Genomic DNA, 18562 nt, shown 5'->3' with positions numbered 1-18562 from the left:
CGACAAGGGCCGGTTCTGAGAATCCCGCGAATTTCCTCTAATTGCATTGGATTCAACAAATCGAACTCTCTAGAAATTGTCAAAATAGATCGGGATTGCCACAGCTACGACACAAGGTGCCTGTTATCTTGTAGGAACGAAAGAAACATTCCCCTGAACCCTGAACGCTGTTAGTTCCAGCCGTCCTCAAGCCCATCAGCCCGAAACCACCTCTCACCCCATAACCCTGAACCCTTACTAATAACGGAGTCCCGTCCGTGGCAGAACGTCACCACGATCATCACCATGATCATCACCATGATCATCCCCATCACAGTCATTCGCATGCTAATGCCGAGCAGTTGCACACGCAGCACGTCAACGAAACCGAGCGACGCATCGAGCAACACTTAAAGCACAATCCACACGACTTCAAACACGTCTATGAAGACATTGAACATCTGCGCCGACAGCACCCTCATGAGTTCCAGAAAGATCTGGAAAAGATCAACGATGACCTCCACAAAAAGGGATTTCTTCCACATCTCAAACTCGTAGAAGACGAACATCTGGACAAACACCACCATGTTCAGCACGACTATGAGGTTGTTTCGGACGACAGCCAAAATCCCAACGGTAATAAAACAGTAGTCAGCACGAGCCGACATGCGCCGCACGAATCCGAGCGCTTGAGACGAGCTTATAGCAGCATGCACTACAATCACGGACACTACAACGGTTTCAACCAGAGCGCTGAGGCCGGTGGTGGCGCAAACGGCGGATTCGACTCACATGCTGTAGGCGACAATGTCCCCGTGGGCGCTCGAAAAGAGTTGATTGATAAGGCGCTTGAACTGGCTGGTATTCCTGTAACGCCTGAAAACGAAGCTGCCGTAAACAAAATCGTCACCAGAGAAAGCAGCTGGAACCCGAACATTACCAACAACTGGGACATCAATGCCAAAGAAGGACACCCTTCTACGGGATTGATGCAGACTATTCCATCCACCTTTCACCGGTATGCACTTCCAGGACTCGACACCAACATTCACGACCCGCTATCTAATCTCGTGGCTGGAATCCGTTACGCAGAGGCTAGATATGGAGGACACGGAATGTCGGGAGTTGCGAAGGTGGCTAGTCGCCCGGGCGGATATTAGATTCCGCGAACGCACGAGAGACAACCGAGCGAATCAACCAAGTGCGACATGCAGTAGTATAACGGCGGAAAATTTTTCTACGCTGAAAAGTCGAAAGTGGTCTGGAACAAGATTGCCCCAGACCACTCACTGACCCGACTTAGGGTGACCCGACTTAGGGTGACCCGACTTACGGTGACTCCACTAGCGCTTACGCACCAGCTTAACCTTCGCGTTGTTGGCAGATTTCACAACAGAGCTGGTCGTACCGTCAGCATTGCGCGTGAATTGCAGATCAACAGACCCACCACCCACACGCAATCTGCTGATAGAGAGACTGTGCAACCAATCCGGCAAACGCGGATTGACTATGCTCACCGTATTGCCTTGAGGCACTGGATTCACGCATACCCTGAGCATGTGCAAAATGCTACCGGCTGCCCAGGCTTGAGGCACGCATGCAACTTTGTAGTGCACTGGTTCGCGGGACTCAGGCGTTCTCGCGTTTCCGCAATACAACTCGTGCAAACGGAAGTCGCTCGCCGCCGAGGCTATGTCAACATGAGCAGCGAAGACCTTAATGGCGTCCTCGTATTGACCGATTTGACGCATGCCGACAGCCGCCAATCCATTGTCGTGCGGCCAGCCGGAACCACGCTGATAGTCAGAGTCGTCGTAGGCGACCTCCGAACTTGCCAGCGTGCGAATGAACCACCCGTTGAACATGTCCGGCGCCATCAGCCGCTTTGCGACGAGCTTCTCCTGCCTTGATGTGAGAATTCCCAGCCCGAGCAAATGACCGGGATTGGACGAAATCACATCGCACTGCCTGTGGTGCTTATCGAGCGCCAGGGCAACAAAACCACGCTCCGGCATCCAGAAGCGGCGCTGAAAGTCCGCTCTGAGCTTCGAAGAACGAGCTTCCAGGCGGCGAGCATACGCATTCTTGCGGTGCTTCCGAGCCAGTTCGGCAACGCCGACAAAAGCCGCATACATGTAGCCCTGCGCCTCGCACACCGCAATCGGAGCGATAGCCAGCGAGCCATCACTGTACATGATCGAGTTGTACGAGTCCTTCCAGCACTGATTGGCCAGAGCTTCACCGGGTCGTCCACCATAGGTGATAAAGCCGGTGCGCCGTGAGCGTCTGCGCAAGAAAGATACCGCCGCCTGGATTTGCGGCCACAAGCGCGCCGAAAGAGCCAGATCGCCAGTCCACCTGGTGTATTCCGAGATCAGCATCAGCCACAACTGAGTGGCGTCGACAGTGCCGTAATACGGACCAAACGGCGCTTCACCGGTCTTGACCATCTCGCCGGTGCGCAGTTCATGCATGATTTTGCCCGGTTCTTCTGCCGTTACAGCATCGTATTTGGTGCCCTGGTACGAGGCCAGAGCAACGATGATGTCACGCGAAAGCCCCGGCATGAGCCAGCAGGTCTGCAACCCGGTGATGGCGCTGTCGCGACCGAAAGGCACGGCAAACTGAGGCAATCCGGCAGCGATACCGAGATGACCCAGGCGCAGCATGTTGATGTCTTCGACGGCGCGGCGAAGCACGTTGTTGAGCGCGGCATGAGAAGTTTCGATGCCGGCGTTGCCTGTCAGCCAGTTATTGAATTCGCTCTGTGCTGAGGCAAGTGCCTGACCGAACGACCACGCCGAGAGTCGGCACTGATGCGGCTTCTGGTCGGTCTTGTAACTGACGCGCAATTCGAGCTGCCAGCTTGCACCGGCATCAAGGTCGATGTTGTACACCGCCTGATGCCCGGCCAGGAGCGTCGGCTGCGGACCGGCAAAATCGAGTTGAACCGACCGGTGCACGCCGTCCAGACCCACGTAAGCAAGCTCGACTCGGTGAGAGTCGAGCACCTGAGGCGGCAACAAAATACCTCGCTGTTTGCGATCCGACCCACGCACCTCGAAGACATCTTCGAATCCGGCGCTAAACAAAACTGCCAGATCAAACCTGACGGCTTCGAGTCCATCGTTGCTGAAGACGAGCTTGTAGTAAAGATCGTCTTCATAGACGACAAGAGCGCTGCCGGCACTCAGGGCACCGTTCTCGATACCACCGAGCGGTGCCCGGTAGCGAAAACCAGCATGATAGCTGGAATCAGCGCCGCCCGACTCGAAGAGCAGCGGTTTTCCATCCACGCGCAAATCGAGTTCGCGTAGACCGCGCGTGTCGTCAGCGAACATGCCGAGCGCATGGTCAGGAGAGCGGGTCATGATACCCTGCGGGTTGATCATGACCATCGTGCCGCCCTGTTTGAGCACCAGCCTGGGTGCAGTCAGGTCGGGCTTGGTTGGCGAAGGCAAGACAACCGCCTGGTCGCTTGCCGCATCCGCCTGAACGAATGGTTTCGCAGACATAGGATGTCTCCTTTTCTAGAGATCTCCCGGTCTATCCGTCGTGGTGGAGCTTGATCACATCCCGGTACCACAAGCCGCTGTCCTTGACAGTGCGCTTGAGCGTATTGCGGTCAACATGCACAATACCGAAGGTCATCTTGAAACCAAGTGACCATTCGAGATTGTCCATCAAACTCCAGGCGAAATAGCCGGCAACATTGACGCCGAGAGCGACTGCACACTCCAGCGCCACGAGATGGTCATGAATGTAGGTCATGCGACCGAGATCGCGCACGCGCCCCTTCGCCAGCGTATCGGGCAGGGCTGCGCCGTTCTCGGTGATGAAGATGGGAGGCAACTGATACTCGTCGTTCATGCTGACCAGCATGCGCGTCAGGGCTGGAGCATGAATCTCCCAACCCATCAGCGTCCTGGTCGCACCCGGCACATCGATTACAGAGCCGTGCTCATCGACAACGTGCCGCAGATACCAGTTCACGCCAAGGTAATCGATGCGCTGCGAGATGATTGCCATGTCGCCGGGGTGAATCTCCACGCCGGTTTCTGCCATTTCATCCAGCACCACATCGGGATATTGAGCCTTGAGGATCGCGTCCAGATAGAGCGCATAGTTCCTCTGCCAGTGGCGGCGAGCAGCCGCGACAGCTGCAGATTTGCCCGCGTCAGACGGTTCCGCAGGCACCAGATTCAGTGTCACACCGATCTGGAAGTCAGGGTTGATGGCACGCAGCGCCTGAGTGGCCAGACCATGCGCCAACATCAAGTTGTGCGCCACCTTGACGCGCAGCTTGTTGTCTTGCAGCGCAGGCGCCAGACCCTCGCCGATGTAGCCCGCGACAATTACCTCGGGCTCGTTGAGAGTGCCGAAATATTTGACGCGGTCGCCGAGCCGCCGGGCGACAACAGCCGCGTAATCAGCGAAATAGTGCGCAGTGTCGCGGTTCAACCAGCCGCCTTGATCCTCCAGCGCTTGCGGCAAGTCCCAGTGATACAGCGTCACGTAAGGCTCGATGCCATTCCGCAGAAGGGCATCGACGAGCCTGCTGTAAAAATCGAGACCCTTCTCGTTCACCCGCCCCTTGCCGAGCGGCAAGACGCGTGGCCAGGAAATCGAGAAGCGATAGGCTTTCAGACCCATCCGCTTCATCATGCGCACGTCGTCTTCCATGCGATTGTAGTGATCGCAGGAAACATCGCCGTTGTCGAGGTGCGGGCGATCGGCGAAATATTTCTCCCAGATCGAAGGTCCGCGACCAGTCTCCGGGCCGACGCCTCCTTCAATCTGGTAAGCCGATGTTGATGCACCGTATACGAAACCAGGCGCGAAGCCAAACTTGCGCACCGGCACCGGGCTATGCGCGCCATTCCACCGGCGCGACTTTTCATAGCTTGTTTTTGTCATGCTGGTCTCCTTACTGTTCCAGCCAGCCGCCCGCAATCGGGCACGACTTTCGTAGCTTCAATTTCTCGTCAGGCGGCTCACTTCTCGAGCCAGCCGCCCTTGAACCCTGCACGTCGCAGCGCCCGCCGCAGAGAGCGATCCTTGCGCATCACCTCCCAGACGAAGCCGCTGCGGTAGTTCTCGATCATCAGGATGATCGGTCCCTGGTCGATGGCGACGCGGTCCGAACCGACCCAGCCAGACGATCTGGACGTATCAAACGTCGGGTTGAACGCATCAGCAAATCCGGTCATTTCCGAGAAGATCTCGGGACGATGCTTGAGCCAGAATCGCATGGTGCGCAGCGATCGCCTCGGCGTGTAGACGATCGAACTGATTGCAGCCGTCGGCGCCAGCGTCCCGTCATCGAAGCCCCGCGGGCAACCACGCTCGCTGTAGCCGCGAAATGTGCGCTCGCGATTGTCGACAACTTTGGTTTCGTTGCCCGGACCGTCGCAGGCGGTCAGCCCCCAGTCGAGCTCATCGTAGCCGCGCCACCCGTTTGGATTGTCCACGCTGTAACGATACTGAGCTTTCGTAGCCCGAACGCTGTTCTGGAAGTAATCGAAGCCGAGCCGACGATTGGTATCATCGGCGATGCCCCGGAAATCAATCCAGCAATGCGGATACTGATAGCAAAACAGAGGCGTGCCCGGCATGGCAATGTAGGGCTTGCCGCCGAAGCTTTCAGCCTTCACGCCGTCCAGCAAAGAAGTCCAGCACTCCGCCGGTGCGGGGTGGTTCTTCGGCGCCAGCGCTTGCAAGTAGAGCAGGAGCGCCTCGCTGTAGCCGCCGTAAACGTGGGGGATGATGCCGTTCTCCGGCGTCCAGCCGTGGTGGATCTTCTTGTCCGCCCGAATCATCCAGGACCATTCGACGCGTTCGAGAAGCGCCGTGCAGAGGCTGCGAATCTCCTTCTCGAGACCGTTTCGCTTGCTGAAGTAAGTACGAGCAAAGCTCACACCAGCCATGAGCAATGCCGTGTCGATGGTGGAAAGCTCGGAATCCCAGAACTGCGGAGCCGTAGCCCGCAAACCTGTAGCTGGGTCGAGGAAGTGATAGAAGAAGCCGCGATGACCGCTGTAGCCGCTCTTACCTTCGCCCTGAGGAGCATTGGCAAGAACGCGCAAAACTTTGACGGCATATGCAACAGCGTTATCGCGGTTGATCCAACCGCGACGGACCGCCACCGGATATACCGTCAAGGCGAAGCCAACACCAGCAATGGTGGCAGGGCATCCCGGACGGCTGCGATCCCAGATCAGACCCGTGTCATGATTCTGGCAATCGACGAACCACTGAAACGTGGCTCGCTGCACTCGTTCGAGAACGGCTTCGTCTCTGACGCGGTGCGATTTTCTTTTTGCAGATGCGAATTTAGTCATGGTCGTCTCTCGTTAGTTAGACCGATATTCGCTCTCCGAGTAGACCTTCCGGGAATCATTTCCCAGAAGCTCGAGAACGTCAGTGTGCTCGATGCGCAATTGCATCAAAGAGCAGTAGAGATAGTGGGACAAAAGGTTTAAAAAGCTCGAAAAAGATATGAAGAAAGAAACAAAACAGTATCTTTAGACCTAAAGTTTGATAACAAGCCAAGACAAGTCTCGCGCGTGAAGGAATATCAACAGAAATATGACGTTGTGTTTCAAGCCTCGCCAGAAAGTGTCGTCAGAACGCCCTCTCAACTGTTGACGTTGCCATAGACGCAGCTGCGCGAGTTACACAGCACGTGATAATTCACTCAGATGCAATATTGCAATGATTGAACTATGTAGCACGAGCGCTTGACTCGCAGTTCTCATGACAAGCGGTATCAATAACAACAAGCTCGGGGTAAGTGCGCAAAACTCTCAATAATTCTGCAACACTCCAGGCTTGAGCGACGCAACCTCGCGGCGCATGCGGCGCGTCACCATCAAAGATTTCCGAAATCGAACCAAGACAACCCTCACCAAAAATGTGTTGCACAATGGTCTGCAATTTTTCGGCAATCAGCTCATGATTCCCCGGCTCGTTTCCATAAGCGTACATACGGCAGTCTACCCATGGTCCAAACATCCATGGCCAGACCGTTCCCTGGTGATAGGTGATATCGCGATCGTACTGATTAGCCTGCACTTTTCCACCACCATAGATTCCCGCATACCTTGCGTCGTGTGGAGACAGCGTCCTCAAGCCCTTGGGAGTGAGCAGCTCTTCTTCCACGATCTTCAACATTGACCGAGCTTGTTCCTTCGTAGCGACAGGAAAAGTGAGGCTGGCGGCGAGCAGCTGATTTGGTCGAATAGATGAATCGGTGGTGCCATCATCGCGTATGCAGTCGTGAAAGCAGCCTGCTTTCTCGTTCCAGAACTTACTGAAACTCGACTGAACCCGTTCGGCAATTTCTGCATAGTATTCCGACTTCTTAGATGACCCCAGCAAGCCGGGCTTCCCATGAGGGTTTTCGAGAAGACTCGCCGAACCAACGGCACAGTAGAGAAACTCGATCGTCTTTAAAAAGTTGTACCAGAGAGCGTTGATTTCCACCGCCTTGCCCGAACGAGGCGTGACGACATAGTCGCCAACTTTCGCATCCATCCAGGTCAACTGAACACCAGCATTACCACCGGCAATCAATGAATCGACGGGATCCATGCGCAAGCCATGCCTTGTGCCCTTCTGATGCCACTCAACAACACTCTCGAGCAACGGTAATTGCTCACGAATAAAATTCGCGTCGCCACTTTCGCGATAGTAATGCAATAAGGCAAAAGCCCACCACAACGTCGCGTCCGCTGTATTGTACTCAGGAGCCGTTCCCGCGTCAGGGAAATAGTTGGGCAGCATGCCCTCACTCAAGTAAGCACCGAAAGTCTCAAGCACGCTGCGAGCAACTTGCGGGCGACCGGTTGATAGCGTCAGCCCTGGCAGGCTGATCATCGAATCGCGTCCCCAATCGGAGAACCAGTGATATCCGGCAATTATCGAATTACTTCTCGTCGACTGCCTGCGCACAACAAAATCATCAGCCGCCAGAATCAGCGCCTGCTGTTCGATAGGCGCGGAAACTGCCCCAGCAGATGCTAGAAGGCTTTTCTTGTGAGCCCAGCTTACCTTAACCACATCATCGATATTGCGCAACAATACGCTGTCCACAGCACCAAATATGGTGACAGACTGTCCTGGTCGCAGCTCAACATTGACCATACCAACGTGAAAACAATCTTCGCGATCCTCCAGCCCGCGCTCACTCTCACGAGGCCAGTAATAATCCCTATACCAATCCGAAAGCGGCGTATAAGTACCCCTGTCGAAGTAGATGTCCAGCGGCTGCGCGCCTGGAAAAGCTGATATGCGGACCCGGTCGCCGTCTTGATGTTGCGAGAACTGCCAACTATCCGAGCCCACTGTGGCACTGTGGAAGTCTCTATAGTTGACGAGGAGATGCAGGCGCAGATGAGCGGATTCAGCCTCAGTGCCACGAACCGGATCGGCATGCCAGGTATACCCGACCGCCACCTGTTGTTTTTCAGGCATCATCGCAACTTGCTTGATCAACAACCCGCCGTCGACTTGATAAATCCATGTAGGCACAGGTATGGGAGAGAAACCCTTGAGCGTCTCGTATCCAGTTGGAGATGTAACCCCTGATTTCCAGTAGTTCGTGGCCAGACTGGTTTCAACACCCCGAACAGTGACCACCTCATCAATTCGAGAGAACAAGACCATTCGCTGCACAGGCGGCTTCAAAGCAGCAACCAGCAGCCCATGATAGCGCCTGGTGTTAGCTCCCCAGATGTTCGCCGAAGCGTAGCTGCCCAGGCCGTTCGTGACTAAATACTCACGCCTGTCCCGTGCGTCTTTCTCGCCCAAATCTACGGAATAAACCTCGAGCTGTTCGTCTTCAGTCTGCTCACGCAACCAACTCTGGACAAAAAAGTGCATCCTGTCGACCTCACTTGAACAGCTCATGTCGGGGTCCCGAGGGACTTATACACCGAGCGCACCGGTCTTAAGCGCTCTAACATGGCACCTGGTTGGGCAATAATGCAGATGATTGGAAACCTAGATTAGTGCACGCGAGACGCGCGCGCTCCATGGTGAAAGATGCGCACGGCGATGTATTAAAACAATCAACCTTGAATCGGGTGGCAGAGCAGCAAATCAAGAATTCTCGCGTAGATCTTGCGCAACGCCTCCAGATCCTCAACGCGGACTGATTCGTTGATTTTGTGAATGGTCGCGTTGACCGGTCCAAGCTCGATGACCTGTGCTCCCGTCAGGGCAATAAAGCGACCGTCCGATGTTCCACCAGTGGTAGAAAGCTCAGTATCAATGCCTGCAACTTCTTTGATCGCACGACATGAGGCGTCAACCAGCGTGCCTTTAGGAGTCATGAAGGAATTGCCCGAGAGCTTGAAGACAGCGTCATACTGCAAATTATGTTTGTCGAGAATAGCGCGAACCCTTGATTCCAGCTCTTGAGCAGTGACTTCAGGAGAAAAGCGAAAATTGAATACAGCCTTGAGATGCCCGGGAACGACGTTATCTGCCCCAGTTCCAGAATTGAGGTTCGACATTTGCATCGTTGTAGCCGGGAAATATTCGTTACCGTTATCCCAAACCTGCGCACACAATTCGGTCAGAGCAGGTGCAAATCGATGGATAGGATTGACGACTCGCTCGGGATAGGCAACATGACCCTGCACGCCATGAATGGTCAGATGCACGGTAAGCGAGCCGCGGCGCCCATTCTTGATCATGTCGCCAACTGTGTTCACCGAGGTCGGCTCGCCCACAAGACAATAGTCCAGCTTCTCGCCGCGCTCGATCAGGCGCTCGACGACCTTCTTAGTGCCGTCAACGCTTGGACCTTCCTCATCACTCGTGATCAAAAATGCTATTGAGCCCTGATGGTCCCCATTCTTCGCAACGAAGTCTTCAACAGCAAGCAACATCGCGGCGAGCCCGCCCTTCATATCAGCGCTGCCACGCCCGATGAGATACCCATCTTCAACCGCTGGTTCGAACGGAGGCACCTTCCATTCTTCGCTCGGACCGGTCGGCACCACATCTGTATGCCCCGCAAAAACGAAAAGAGGTGCCGTTTTTCCGCGACGAGCCCAGAAATTTTTGACATCACCGAATTGCATCGGCTCGACTACAAATCCGATTTTCTCCAGACGCGACGCAAGCAATTCCTGACAGCCAGCGTCTTCAGGCGTCACAGACTGGCGTTTAATCAAATCAATTGTCAGCTCGAGAACAGACACAATACTCTCCTAGACATCACGCAGAAGCTCATTGATTCCCACTTTACCGCGTGTTCTTTCGTCCACTTGCTTGACGATTACCGCACAATAAAGAGAATGACTGCCGTCTTTGGCGGGCAAATTGCCTGCTACGACAACCGATCCTGCAGGCACTCTGCCGTAGGTAATCTCACCGGTAGCACGATTGAAAATCTTCGTGCTCTGCCCGAGATAGACGCCCATCGAGATAACAGAGCCTGCTTCGACGATCACACCCTCGGCAACTTCCGATCTTGCGCCAATAAAACAGTTGTCTTCAATGATAGTCGGGCTCGCCTGCATCGGCTCAAGAACGCCGCCAATCCCCACTCCACCCGAGAGATGCACATTTTTGCCAATCTGGGCACAAGAGCCGACCGTAGCCCAGGTGTCTACCATGGTGCCCTCATCGACATAAGCACCGATGTTCACAAAAGACGGCATCAACACGACGCTTGACGCCACATAAGATCCGCGACGCACCGCTGCCGGTGGCACGACACGCATGCCGCCCGAACGAAATTCCGCATCAGAGGTAGCAGCAAATTTCGCCGGCACTTTATCGAAGTAGTTGGTATATCCGCCATCCATGACCATATTGTCTTGAATGCGAAAAGACAAAAGTACAGCCTTTTTCAGCCATTGATTAACAATCCACTCGCCGCTTTGCTTTTCCGCCACACGAACGGCTCCGCTATCAAGCAATGCAATGGCTTCATTTACAGCATCTTTGACCCGCGCGTCCACTTTTGTCGGGGTGATTTCCGCGCGCTTCTCGAACGCTTCTTCAATGATTCCCTGTATAGTTTCTGTCTTCTGCATTGCTCCTCACTTTGCTTAGTCGAACACTCTAGTTACTTCTGAATCTCAGATCAGGCGCCCGGTCGGCTCTAACGCGACCCAACAAATTCAGCGATTCGCCTTATTGCCTCGAGACATTCGTCTCTGCCAGGCACAAGCGCGATGCGCACTCTTCCGGCTCCCGGGTCTATACCTGAAACGGGACGAGAAAGATAACTTCCAGGCAGAACGGTAACATTTTGCTCTGCGAACATATCACGGGCAAAAGCAGTATCGTCGCCGCCGGTCTTCAACCAGAGGTAAAAGGCGCCCTCAGGCTCGGCGACCTGGGTGACAGGTTGCAAAATTTCTATGGCACGCGCGAATTTCTCACGGTAGAGAGCGCGATTTTCCACAACATGTTCTTCGTCTTGCCAGGCTGCGATGCTGGCCATCTGCGTAGGCAGCGGCATGGCACAACCGTGATAAGTGCGGAACAAGCGAAAACGCTCGATGATTTTGGCATCTCCAGCCACGAAACCAGAGCGCAATCCAGGCACTGATGAACGTTTCGACAAACTGTGAAAGGCAAGACAATTTGAATAATCATGCACTCCCATCGCCGCGGCAGCTTGCAAAATTCCCACGGGCGGATTTTCTTCAAGCGGATAAAGCTCTGAATAACATTCGTCGGATGCAATCACGAAGTTGTATTTATGCGACAGGTCTATCAACCGGCAGAGGAGCTCAGACGACATGACTGCGCCTGTTGGATTGCCCGGCGAACACAGATAAAGGAGCTGGCACTGCCTCCAAACATCTTCAGGTACGGCATCGAAATCGGGCAAGAGGCTCTCTTCCGAAACGTTGATGAACCAGGGCTTAGCGCCGGCCAGTAGAGCTGCTCCTTCGTAAATCTGGTAGAAAGGATTAGGCATCAAGACATATGGAGCCGATTTCGCATCAATACAACATTGAGCGATGGCAAAAAGTGCCTCACGCGTGCCATTTACGGGCAATACATTGCGCTCGGGGTCCATCGTCTCGGGCTTCAAATGGAAGCGGCGGCAAAGCCAGTTGGCGATAGCCTGGCGAAGTGCAGGCTGCCCGGCAGTCGTGGGATAACCAGCGATCCCGTCCAGATTGGCGCTGAGCGCGTCTTTGATGAACTTCGGCGACGGATGCTTGGGCTCACCGATAGACATCACGATGGCACTTTTGCCCGCAGGCGGGTTCACTCCCGCTTTCAGGGCAGCGAGCTTCTCAAATGGATATGGCTGTAGCTCGGTTAGAAATGGATTCATGAATGCACTGAGCGTAATTGACCGCGGGCACTAAGGTCGAGGCAATGAATGTCATTTCGACACCATTATTCACACTTCCCTCTGCACTTTTCCAGCTCTTGATTAGTTCCAGCGATTTGAAGTTGTCACAATCCATTCCGTTTTTATTTACAAAAGTGAGGCTATCTTCAATGCATCAACGGTGGCGCAGGGCTAAAACGATGACAAAGCAAGCAACTCAAAAGAATTTCCAGAGAATTGACATCAACGAACTGGAGCGACTGGTGAGATCCAAAGCCCAATCGGAGCATGAAGAATCTTCCAGAGCGAAAAACATGTTCTCTTTCTTGAAGCCGATGTTTCGCATTCGTATTCTCATCTCGGCTGTTTGACCAACATTTTTCAGTCGAAGCAGGAAAGCGCCAAACAAGAGACTGAAGAAAGAACGCGAAGAGAAGTCCCGAACCGCAAATATTTAATAGCGCAAAAAAACATTTTAGGCTATCTGCCTGAAAAAAGAAAAAAAGACGGCGGAGACAGGCGCAACCATGATGGTGCACTCCTGTCTCCGCCGACAAATCAGTCATCGAGCTCGATGACGAGCGCCGACTTCCCATGCGCATCTGCACGCGATTTGCTCGCGGGCACAGCGTCTGAGCGGCCGACCACTGCATCCAGGTTCGCGCCTGAAGCGACGAATCCTGCCGTTTCCGGTGCTGCGATTCCCTCACCTCCATCAGAGTCGTCGCCGCCACCATCGTCAGCCGGCGGAGTCGCAGGCGGTGGCGGTTTCTCGGGGTCTTCTCGACGTCCGTGCGACAGATCAGCGTCATCCGCCGGAGTGCCGACCACGACGCCGTCAGGGCGGTCGTCTTCGGGCGCGGGCGGATACTTCGCGCGCACATGAGCCCGCAATATCTGCGACGCCTTCGTCGGAGCAAGCCCCGAGAGATAGTCGAAGATGTAATTGCAGACCTTGATGGCGACGCGCTGATGCAGCTCGAACGGGGTGCGCTTGTAACCCCACGCACAGGCGACCTCGTCCCAGACGGGCAGAGAGCCGATGGTGAGAACGAGCTTGGTCTCGTAGTCGCCAGTGAAGTCATATCGCCACTGGACGACCGAGAGCTCGATGAACGTGCTCGCATCCTTGTCGAACACAGGCAGGGTCTTGAGCGCGAACATGCGAGGACGCTTGCCCACCTGCCAGTACTGGCGAATGATGCGAGTGCGCCCGGTGGCTCCAGGGAAGTAGCCCTCGGGCATATTGATGTGCTGGTACGGCTCGCTGTACGCCGACCAGTCCGCCAGCTCGTACTTCAGAACGTCGAGCGGATCGAAGTTCGGCCGGAACAAGTCGATGCGAAGCATGTCGTGCCTGTGGGCGATGCGCTGGATCGCCTCGAGGATGTTGGGCTGCCCGTGGTTCGCGACGTGCACCACGAAGGTGCGAATCTCGCCAGGATGCTCTTCATCGCTCTTGGAATCGGTGGCACCTTTGGTGTCTTCCCGACCCATACCCATGTGCACGACTTGCATGTTGTGAGGATGCGCATGGCTGGCATGATGACCGAAGCTGTGCACACCCGAGTGATCGCCGCCGTGGCTGAAGGCCACGAGCAGCGCTTCGTGAGTCGCATGTCCACCATGCGCATCACCGCCTGCATGGTGCGCTACATGACCATGGGACATACTATGCCCATGTCCATCACCCCCATGTCCGTGATCACCGTCCATAAGAAAATCCTCCGTTGTTAGGGCAGTTGCCCGGATAATCCAATCGAGCTTGCGCTCGGGTTGTAGCCAAGTTGTTCGAGTACCTCAGTCGACATCGCTCCCGCCGCAACCGAGTTGTAATGCGGGAGTACAATGAAGAAACCAACCTCGGTGACTCGTTTGACTCAGCAAGAAGAAGACCAAAGCCTCACACTTCTGACGCCTGCGCCCGAAGACAAGCTCGACGCATGGCTGTCTGAGTTTTATGGGAAGCCTGTACAAATCTCGAGCCGACAGTTGCTGCGGCATCGAGACCTGTCTTATGTGGAAAGGCTCAACATCGACGATGCGTTGCCCTCCTCACTCATCTACAAGCAAGTTCTGCCGCCGTGGGATGTCGAGCAGGACCTGCACGAAAAGATTCTGATACCGTCGATTTCCAATTCGGCCCAGCTCTATCTCACAGCCACTCATGGGCCGCTCACAGCGCTGTTCATGGAAGATCTCGGCACCGGTTTTCTGGAGACATTAGCTACATCCGATTTAGCCGGGCGGGTCGGAGAAGAGCTTGCCAAGCTGCATCGTGCATATAGCTACAGAACTGCCGAACTTATTCACACCAATGTGTTGCGCACGTTGCTGCCCTCAGATTACGAGCGACTAACGGGCGACATGGTCAGATTGCTGAACGAATGGCGTATCGCCAGCCAGGCTGACCAGCAATTCCTGGAGCAACTGGCAGCGCTACTAGCCTCGAAATTAGCTGGTGAAACAACCTCTCTCGTGCACGGTGACCTCTACGCAGAAAACATCATCGTGCGCAACGAGCGGCTTTTCATAATCGACTGGTCCTGGTTCACCGTGCTTGGCGTTCCTCTGATGGACCTTGCCACGCTGGCAATGACCCATCACAAGAACGGCAAATTCGCCAACTACCGGGAGCAGCTAATCGACTCTTACTGCTATGAATCAGGCAGAAACGCAGACCAGGTTCGCTCCCTTTTGCCTTACGCAGAAACATTGAGTCGGCTGCTGTTCCTACAATGGCTTGTGGAACGGCGGCGCCGAGGCATCCTGGGCACTACAGTCGGACCCGTCGATAACTTGATACCTAAACTCGTCCAGGAACTGCGCGAGCGCCGTTCACTGATCCCAGCCTAGTCCCGAATTCTCGGTCTAAAACTTCCAGTAAGGGGCGTTTGTCAGACATTCGACACCGTCTTTGGTGACGACAAGATCATCTTCGATGCGCACTCCACCGAAACCATCGATGTAGATGCCAGGCTCATCGGTGACGACCATACCCTCTTTGAATGGGTCATTCTCATAGTCGTAGGGATCGTGTGCAACCAGCCCGAGGCTGTGTCCCAGACCATGAGTGAAGTACTGACCGTAGCCGCTTTTCTGAATCACATCGCGAGCGACTTTGTCGAAATCGCGATAGAGCATGCCCACCTTAAGCGCTTTTCGAGCCGCTTTGTTGGCCTTTAGAACGATTTCGTAAATCTCCTGCATCTTCGGGTCTGGCTTCTTGCCTGGCACGAAAGCAGTGCGGGTAATGTCGGAACAATAACCGCCCGGGAAGAGACCACCGAAATCCATGACCACAGGCTCACCAGCTCTAAGTTTGCGATCGCCGGTGGAGTGATGAGGTACGGCCGAATTCGGTCCACTGGCCACAATCGAAGAGAAACTGTTCGTCAAAGCACCATACTTGCGCAAGCGCATGTCGAGCTCGAAGGCGACTTGATTTTCTGTCAACCCGGGAGCAAGCAAAGCCGCCACTTCGTTGTAGACACGGCTGGTGACTTTGCAAGCCGTACGCAGCAGCTCCACTTCGTGCTCGTCTTTGTACTGACGGAATCTCTCGACGACATGCACCGTCGGCACGAGCTTAGCCTTCAAATCAGTTTTCCAGATCTTGGCTATCTGCACAGGTATGTGTGCGGCTTCAAAGCCGATTTTGCAGCCCTTTTTCAGACCAGCCAGAGAGAGAGCTTCGTTGATGTGCTCTGTCACTTTTTTCCCGCGCAACACTTTCACCAGCTTGAAGTCGGTAGCTTCAGCCGTGGCACGGGTGTAGTAACGCGCATCGGTGATGATGTAAGCCTTCTTGGCGGTGATGAGAAGCACGCCTGTGCTCCCACCGAAGCCGCTCAAGTAAGCTACGTTCTGGTTGTCGCCTTCATCGGTGCGAACGAGGAGACCGTCGATTCCGTGGGTGTCCAGTGACTTCTGGAGCTTTTTCAAACGCTTATTCATGCGCTTACTCTAGCAGACCACCCACGGAATAACATTACGGTCGAAGCTCAGAACGGTTGCTAAGACCGAGGTCCAGCCTCCGACGTCGCCTTGTACACCTTGACCGACTTGGACCACATGTCGCCATTTGGTACGACGATGGTGCCCTCTTCGGTCTCGATGCTCGTCTGGACATAGCTGATGGCGCTGATCTTGCCTTTGATCGTCGTGCCAACCAGCTCGATGGTGTCTCCCAGACCGAAGTGCGGACTGAAGGTGAGGAAGAAACCCGAGATCCCATCTCGCGCAATGTCCTTGAAAGCGAGGGCAATCGCCGCACCAAACAGGCTGACACCAAGGAACACCTTGGAGAGCAGGTCAGGTGCGACGAACGACAGCGACACGAAGGCCGCGATGAACCAGTAGCTGAGCTTCAGCGTCTGAGAGACGAGAGCCTTGAGCCGATCTGACGCCGCGGTGCGATTGAGCAGTCGTTCGTACCAGCTCTTCAACAGCGGATGCGCAGCCCAGCACACCCAGAAGAAGAGCGCGCCGGCGAGGAAGTTCGCTGCGAACGGACCGAGGCTGCTGCCGTATTCCGACAGAGCCCTGGAAAAATGCTCGTGGACGGTCGAGCTGAAGACATCGGTGCCTCCAGCGAGATACGCCAGCGTGAGCAAAACAATTCCCGGAAAGAGCTTCCGAAAAACTCCAGAGAGTGACTTGAGCATAGGTATCTCCGTTTAGCTTGCGTTGACACAAGCGTTGTCACAATCACCTGACCTAACTGCGCACAGCTCTGAGAGCGGCGGCGGCAGTCGGGCAAGCGATACCAAATCGCGCGGAATGAATTCCGCAAATAAACTTCTGGGAGGTGAACTTAAAGAGGAGTTTGAACCAGAGAGTCTTTGTTCTTTGTAGAAATAAGCGATAAATACTCTTACCAAGCTACTGGAAACCCTGACAAGCTAACAACGCCTGCCATAGAGACTTTCGTTCAATAAAACTCATGATTCTCAAGAGGTACTACTCTGGAAGAAAAGCTTTCTAGCGCAGATTGCGCGAGTCAACACGAGTGTATATAGACGACAGGTTATCAAGAGAAAAATAGTGGTAAATCATGAAACCTCGCGCACCATATACGGTTCTTTCTGAGCACCACCTAATCTGCCTCGAACTGCGCTAAACATTTCTTTGTCTTTGAAAGCTTGGAATGCAGCACTGACCTTTGCTAACGTCAGTTGCAATTTCTTTTTTCTTCCCCGCGTCGCCAACTAACCGAAAGTTCTAATTTCAATTAAGTTCAGCCTTATTTCCGTGTTGACTATCGTCAACATGAAGTCTGCATGATCAACCTCAACCTGAGGATTCTCCATGACTCAAGGTCGCACTCCCTCTGCGGATTCTACTTCCGGACAGCCTGCTGACGTGCTCGCGACTGGCTCCGGTCTGAACAACGGCGTGCTCACTGCCACCGAAACCGATCAACCCGCCGCCGCCTCTGCACACTTCACCATCGCCATGCGCAACTTCCACGGGCTGCTGCGCACCAACTCTCTCGGACAGGCGCTGGTATGGGCCAAGCAGGGCGCTTTGCTCGCCGCCGCCAGCAACGATCACGCCAACGTCACCACGTCGCGCGAGTCGTTCGTCGCCCTCATCCTCGTCTGCTCGTCGAAGTTCGAGGCGATGACGCTGCACTGCGGCAACATCACCCATGCGCACAAGACCCTCGCCGACATCATCGCGGAATCGACCGACTGCCTCGTGAACAGCTATCGCGACGGCAACGAGATACCGCTCATGGTGGCACTCGCCATCCAGGGTTTCACCAACATCCTGCGCGAACGGGTCACTCAGATCTCGGAAGACGAGCTGCCCACCTCGACCTCGTCCATCCAGGACGTGTTCGAGCACCTGGACCCGATCGTCACTCACGCCTCCGGTCTGATCGGCGCGCCCGAGCTCTATCTGCTCACGCCCGACGAGAAGATCATCGCGGCCGCTGACGCCATGTCGAACTCGGCCTACGAACTGAGCTGGCTCCTGCCGTCTGACTGGGCGAAGGCGATCTTCTACGCGCGCCGGTCGGCTGCGCTGATCACCTACGGTCCGCCGCCCGATCGTCCCGGTCTGCCGCTGGCGACACCGACGCAGGCACTTACGCCCGCGCTGCAGCCTGTTCTGAACGCCCTGCCTGCGCTCATCCAGACGCTGAGCGACAAGCAGTACCGCGAGAGCAAGCGCCGCATCAAGGCGATCAACGACGTATTCGCCACGCTGGTGCATCGCAAGTAACGCGGATGCCTCACAGTAAAGTGATGCATCGCCTGT

The 18562-nt window shown here is 54.9% G+C and carries 14 protein-coding genes; 4 read left to right on the top strand and 10 right to left on the bottom strand.

The features are described 5' to 3' along the window. Nucleotides 1–689: 689 nt before the first annotated feature. The gene (locus EKK48_17125; GenBank protein RTL40215.1) at nt 690–1139 is read left to right on the top strand and encodes a hypothetical protein; all 450 of its coding nucleotides are present in this window, start codon (nt 690–692) and stop codon (nt 1137–1139) included. 183 nt (nt 1140–1322) lie between these two features. Here EKK48_17125 and EKK48_17120 read toward each other — a convergent pair whose 3' ends face one another. From EKK48_17120 to EKK48_17085, 8 genes are all read right to left on the bottom strand, one after another. Then, nucleotides 1323–3494, bottom strand: a complete 2172-nt coding sequence (locus EKK48_17120; protein RTL40173.1) for a hypothetical protein — start codon at nt 3492–3494, stop codon at nt 1323–1325. A 31-nt stretch (nt 3495–3525) separates the two neighbouring features. Beyond that, nucleotides 3526–4896 (bottom strand): beta-glucosidase, encoded by a 1371-nt coding sequence (locus EKK48_17115; GenBank protein ID RTL40172.1) that lies wholly within the window; start codon nt 4894–4896, stop codon nt 3526–3528. A gap of 77 nt (nt 4897–4973) precedes the next feature. Continuing rightward, nucleotides 4974–6320 carry a Tat pathway signal protein gene (locus tag EKK48_17110; GenBank protein RTL40171.1) on the bottom strand — a complete coding sequence of 449 codons (1347 nt, stop codon included), beginning with the start codon at nt 6318–6320 and terminating at the stop codon, nt 4974–4976. A 382-nt stretch (nt 6321–6702) separates the two neighbouring features. Further along, nucleotides 6703–8889 (bottom strand): glycogen debranching protein, encoded by a 2187-nt coding sequence (locus EKK48_17105; protein ID RTL40170.1) that lies wholly within the window; start codon nt 8887–8889, stop codon nt 6703–6705. A 161-nt stretch (nt 8890–9050) separates the two neighbouring features. Then, nucleotides 9051–10193, bottom strand: a complete 1143-nt coding sequence (locus tag EKK48_17100; GenBank protein ID RTL40169.1) for a succinyl-diaminopimelate desuccinylase — start codon at nt 10191–10193, stop codon at nt 9051–9053. Between the two features lie 6 nt (nt 10194–10199). Next, on the bottom strand, nt 10200–11030 hold the full coding sequence (gene dapD, locus EKK48_17095) for a 2,3,4,5-tetrahydropyridine-2,6-dicarboxylate N-succinyltransferase (protein RTL40168.1): 831 nt from the start codon (nt 11028–11030) through the stop codon (nt 10200–10202). A 68-nt stretch (nt 11031–11098) separates the two neighbouring features. Further along, entirely contained in the window at nt 11099–12292 is a 1194-nt protein-coding gene (dapC, locus tag EKK48_17090) for a succinyldiaminopimelate transaminase (protein ID RTL40167.1), read from the bottom strand. 558 nt (nt 12293–12850) lie between these two features. Then, a complete protein-coding gene (locus EKK48_17085) occupies nt 12851–13789 on the bottom strand; it encodes a hypothetical protein (GenBank protein RTL40166.1) in 939 nt (312 codons plus the stop codon). A 36-nt stretch (nt 13790–13825) separates the two neighbouring features. On the opposite strand from EKK48_17085, the gene EKK48_17080 reads away from it, so the two are divergent. Both EKK48_17080 and EKK48_17075 read left to right on the top strand, forming a co-directional pair. Next, nucleotides 13826–14029, top strand: coding sequence for a hypothetical protein (locus EKK48_17080; protein RTL40165.1), 204 nt, complete (start codon nt 13826–13828; stop codon nt 14027–14029). Between the two features lie 111 nt (nt 14030–14140). Further along, nucleotides 14141–15148, top strand: a complete 1008-nt coding sequence (locus EKK48_17075; protein ID RTL40164.1) for a hypothetical protein — start codon at nt 14141–14143, stop codon at nt 15146–15148. A gap of 15 nt (nt 15149–15163) precedes the next feature. Here EKK48_17075 and EKK48_17070 read toward each other — a convergent pair whose 3' ends face one another. After that, nucleotides 15164–16249 (bottom strand): aminopeptidase P family protein, encoded by a 1086-nt coding sequence (locus tag EKK48_17070; protein RTL40163.1) that lies wholly within the window; start codon nt 16247–16249, stop codon nt 15164–15166. Between the two features lie 59 nt (nt 16250–16308). Then, complete coding sequence (locus EKK48_17065; protein ID RTL40162.1) at nt 16309–16959, bottom strand: mechanosensitive ion channel family protein; 651 nt, start codon at nt 16957–16959, stop codon at nt 16309–16311. Between the two features lie 643 nt (nt 16960–17602). Between EKK48_17065 and EKK48_17060 the strand changes: the two genes are divergently transcribed. Next, on the top strand, nt 17603–18526 hold the full coding sequence (locus EKK48_17060) for a hypothetical protein (protein RTL40161.1): 924 nt from the start codon (nt 17603–17605) through the stop codon (nt 18524–18526). The last annotated feature ends 36 nt before the right edge of the window (nt 18527–18562 follow it).

This window comes from Candidatus Melainabacteria bacterium, from assembly GCA_003963305.1.
Taxonomy (GTDB): domain Bacteria; phylum Cyanobacteriota; class Vampirovibrionia; order Obscuribacterales; family Obscuribacteraceae; genus PALSA-1081.
Note: the sequence above shows the minus strand (reverse complement) of the source record. Positions and strands in the feature narration are given on the sequence as shown.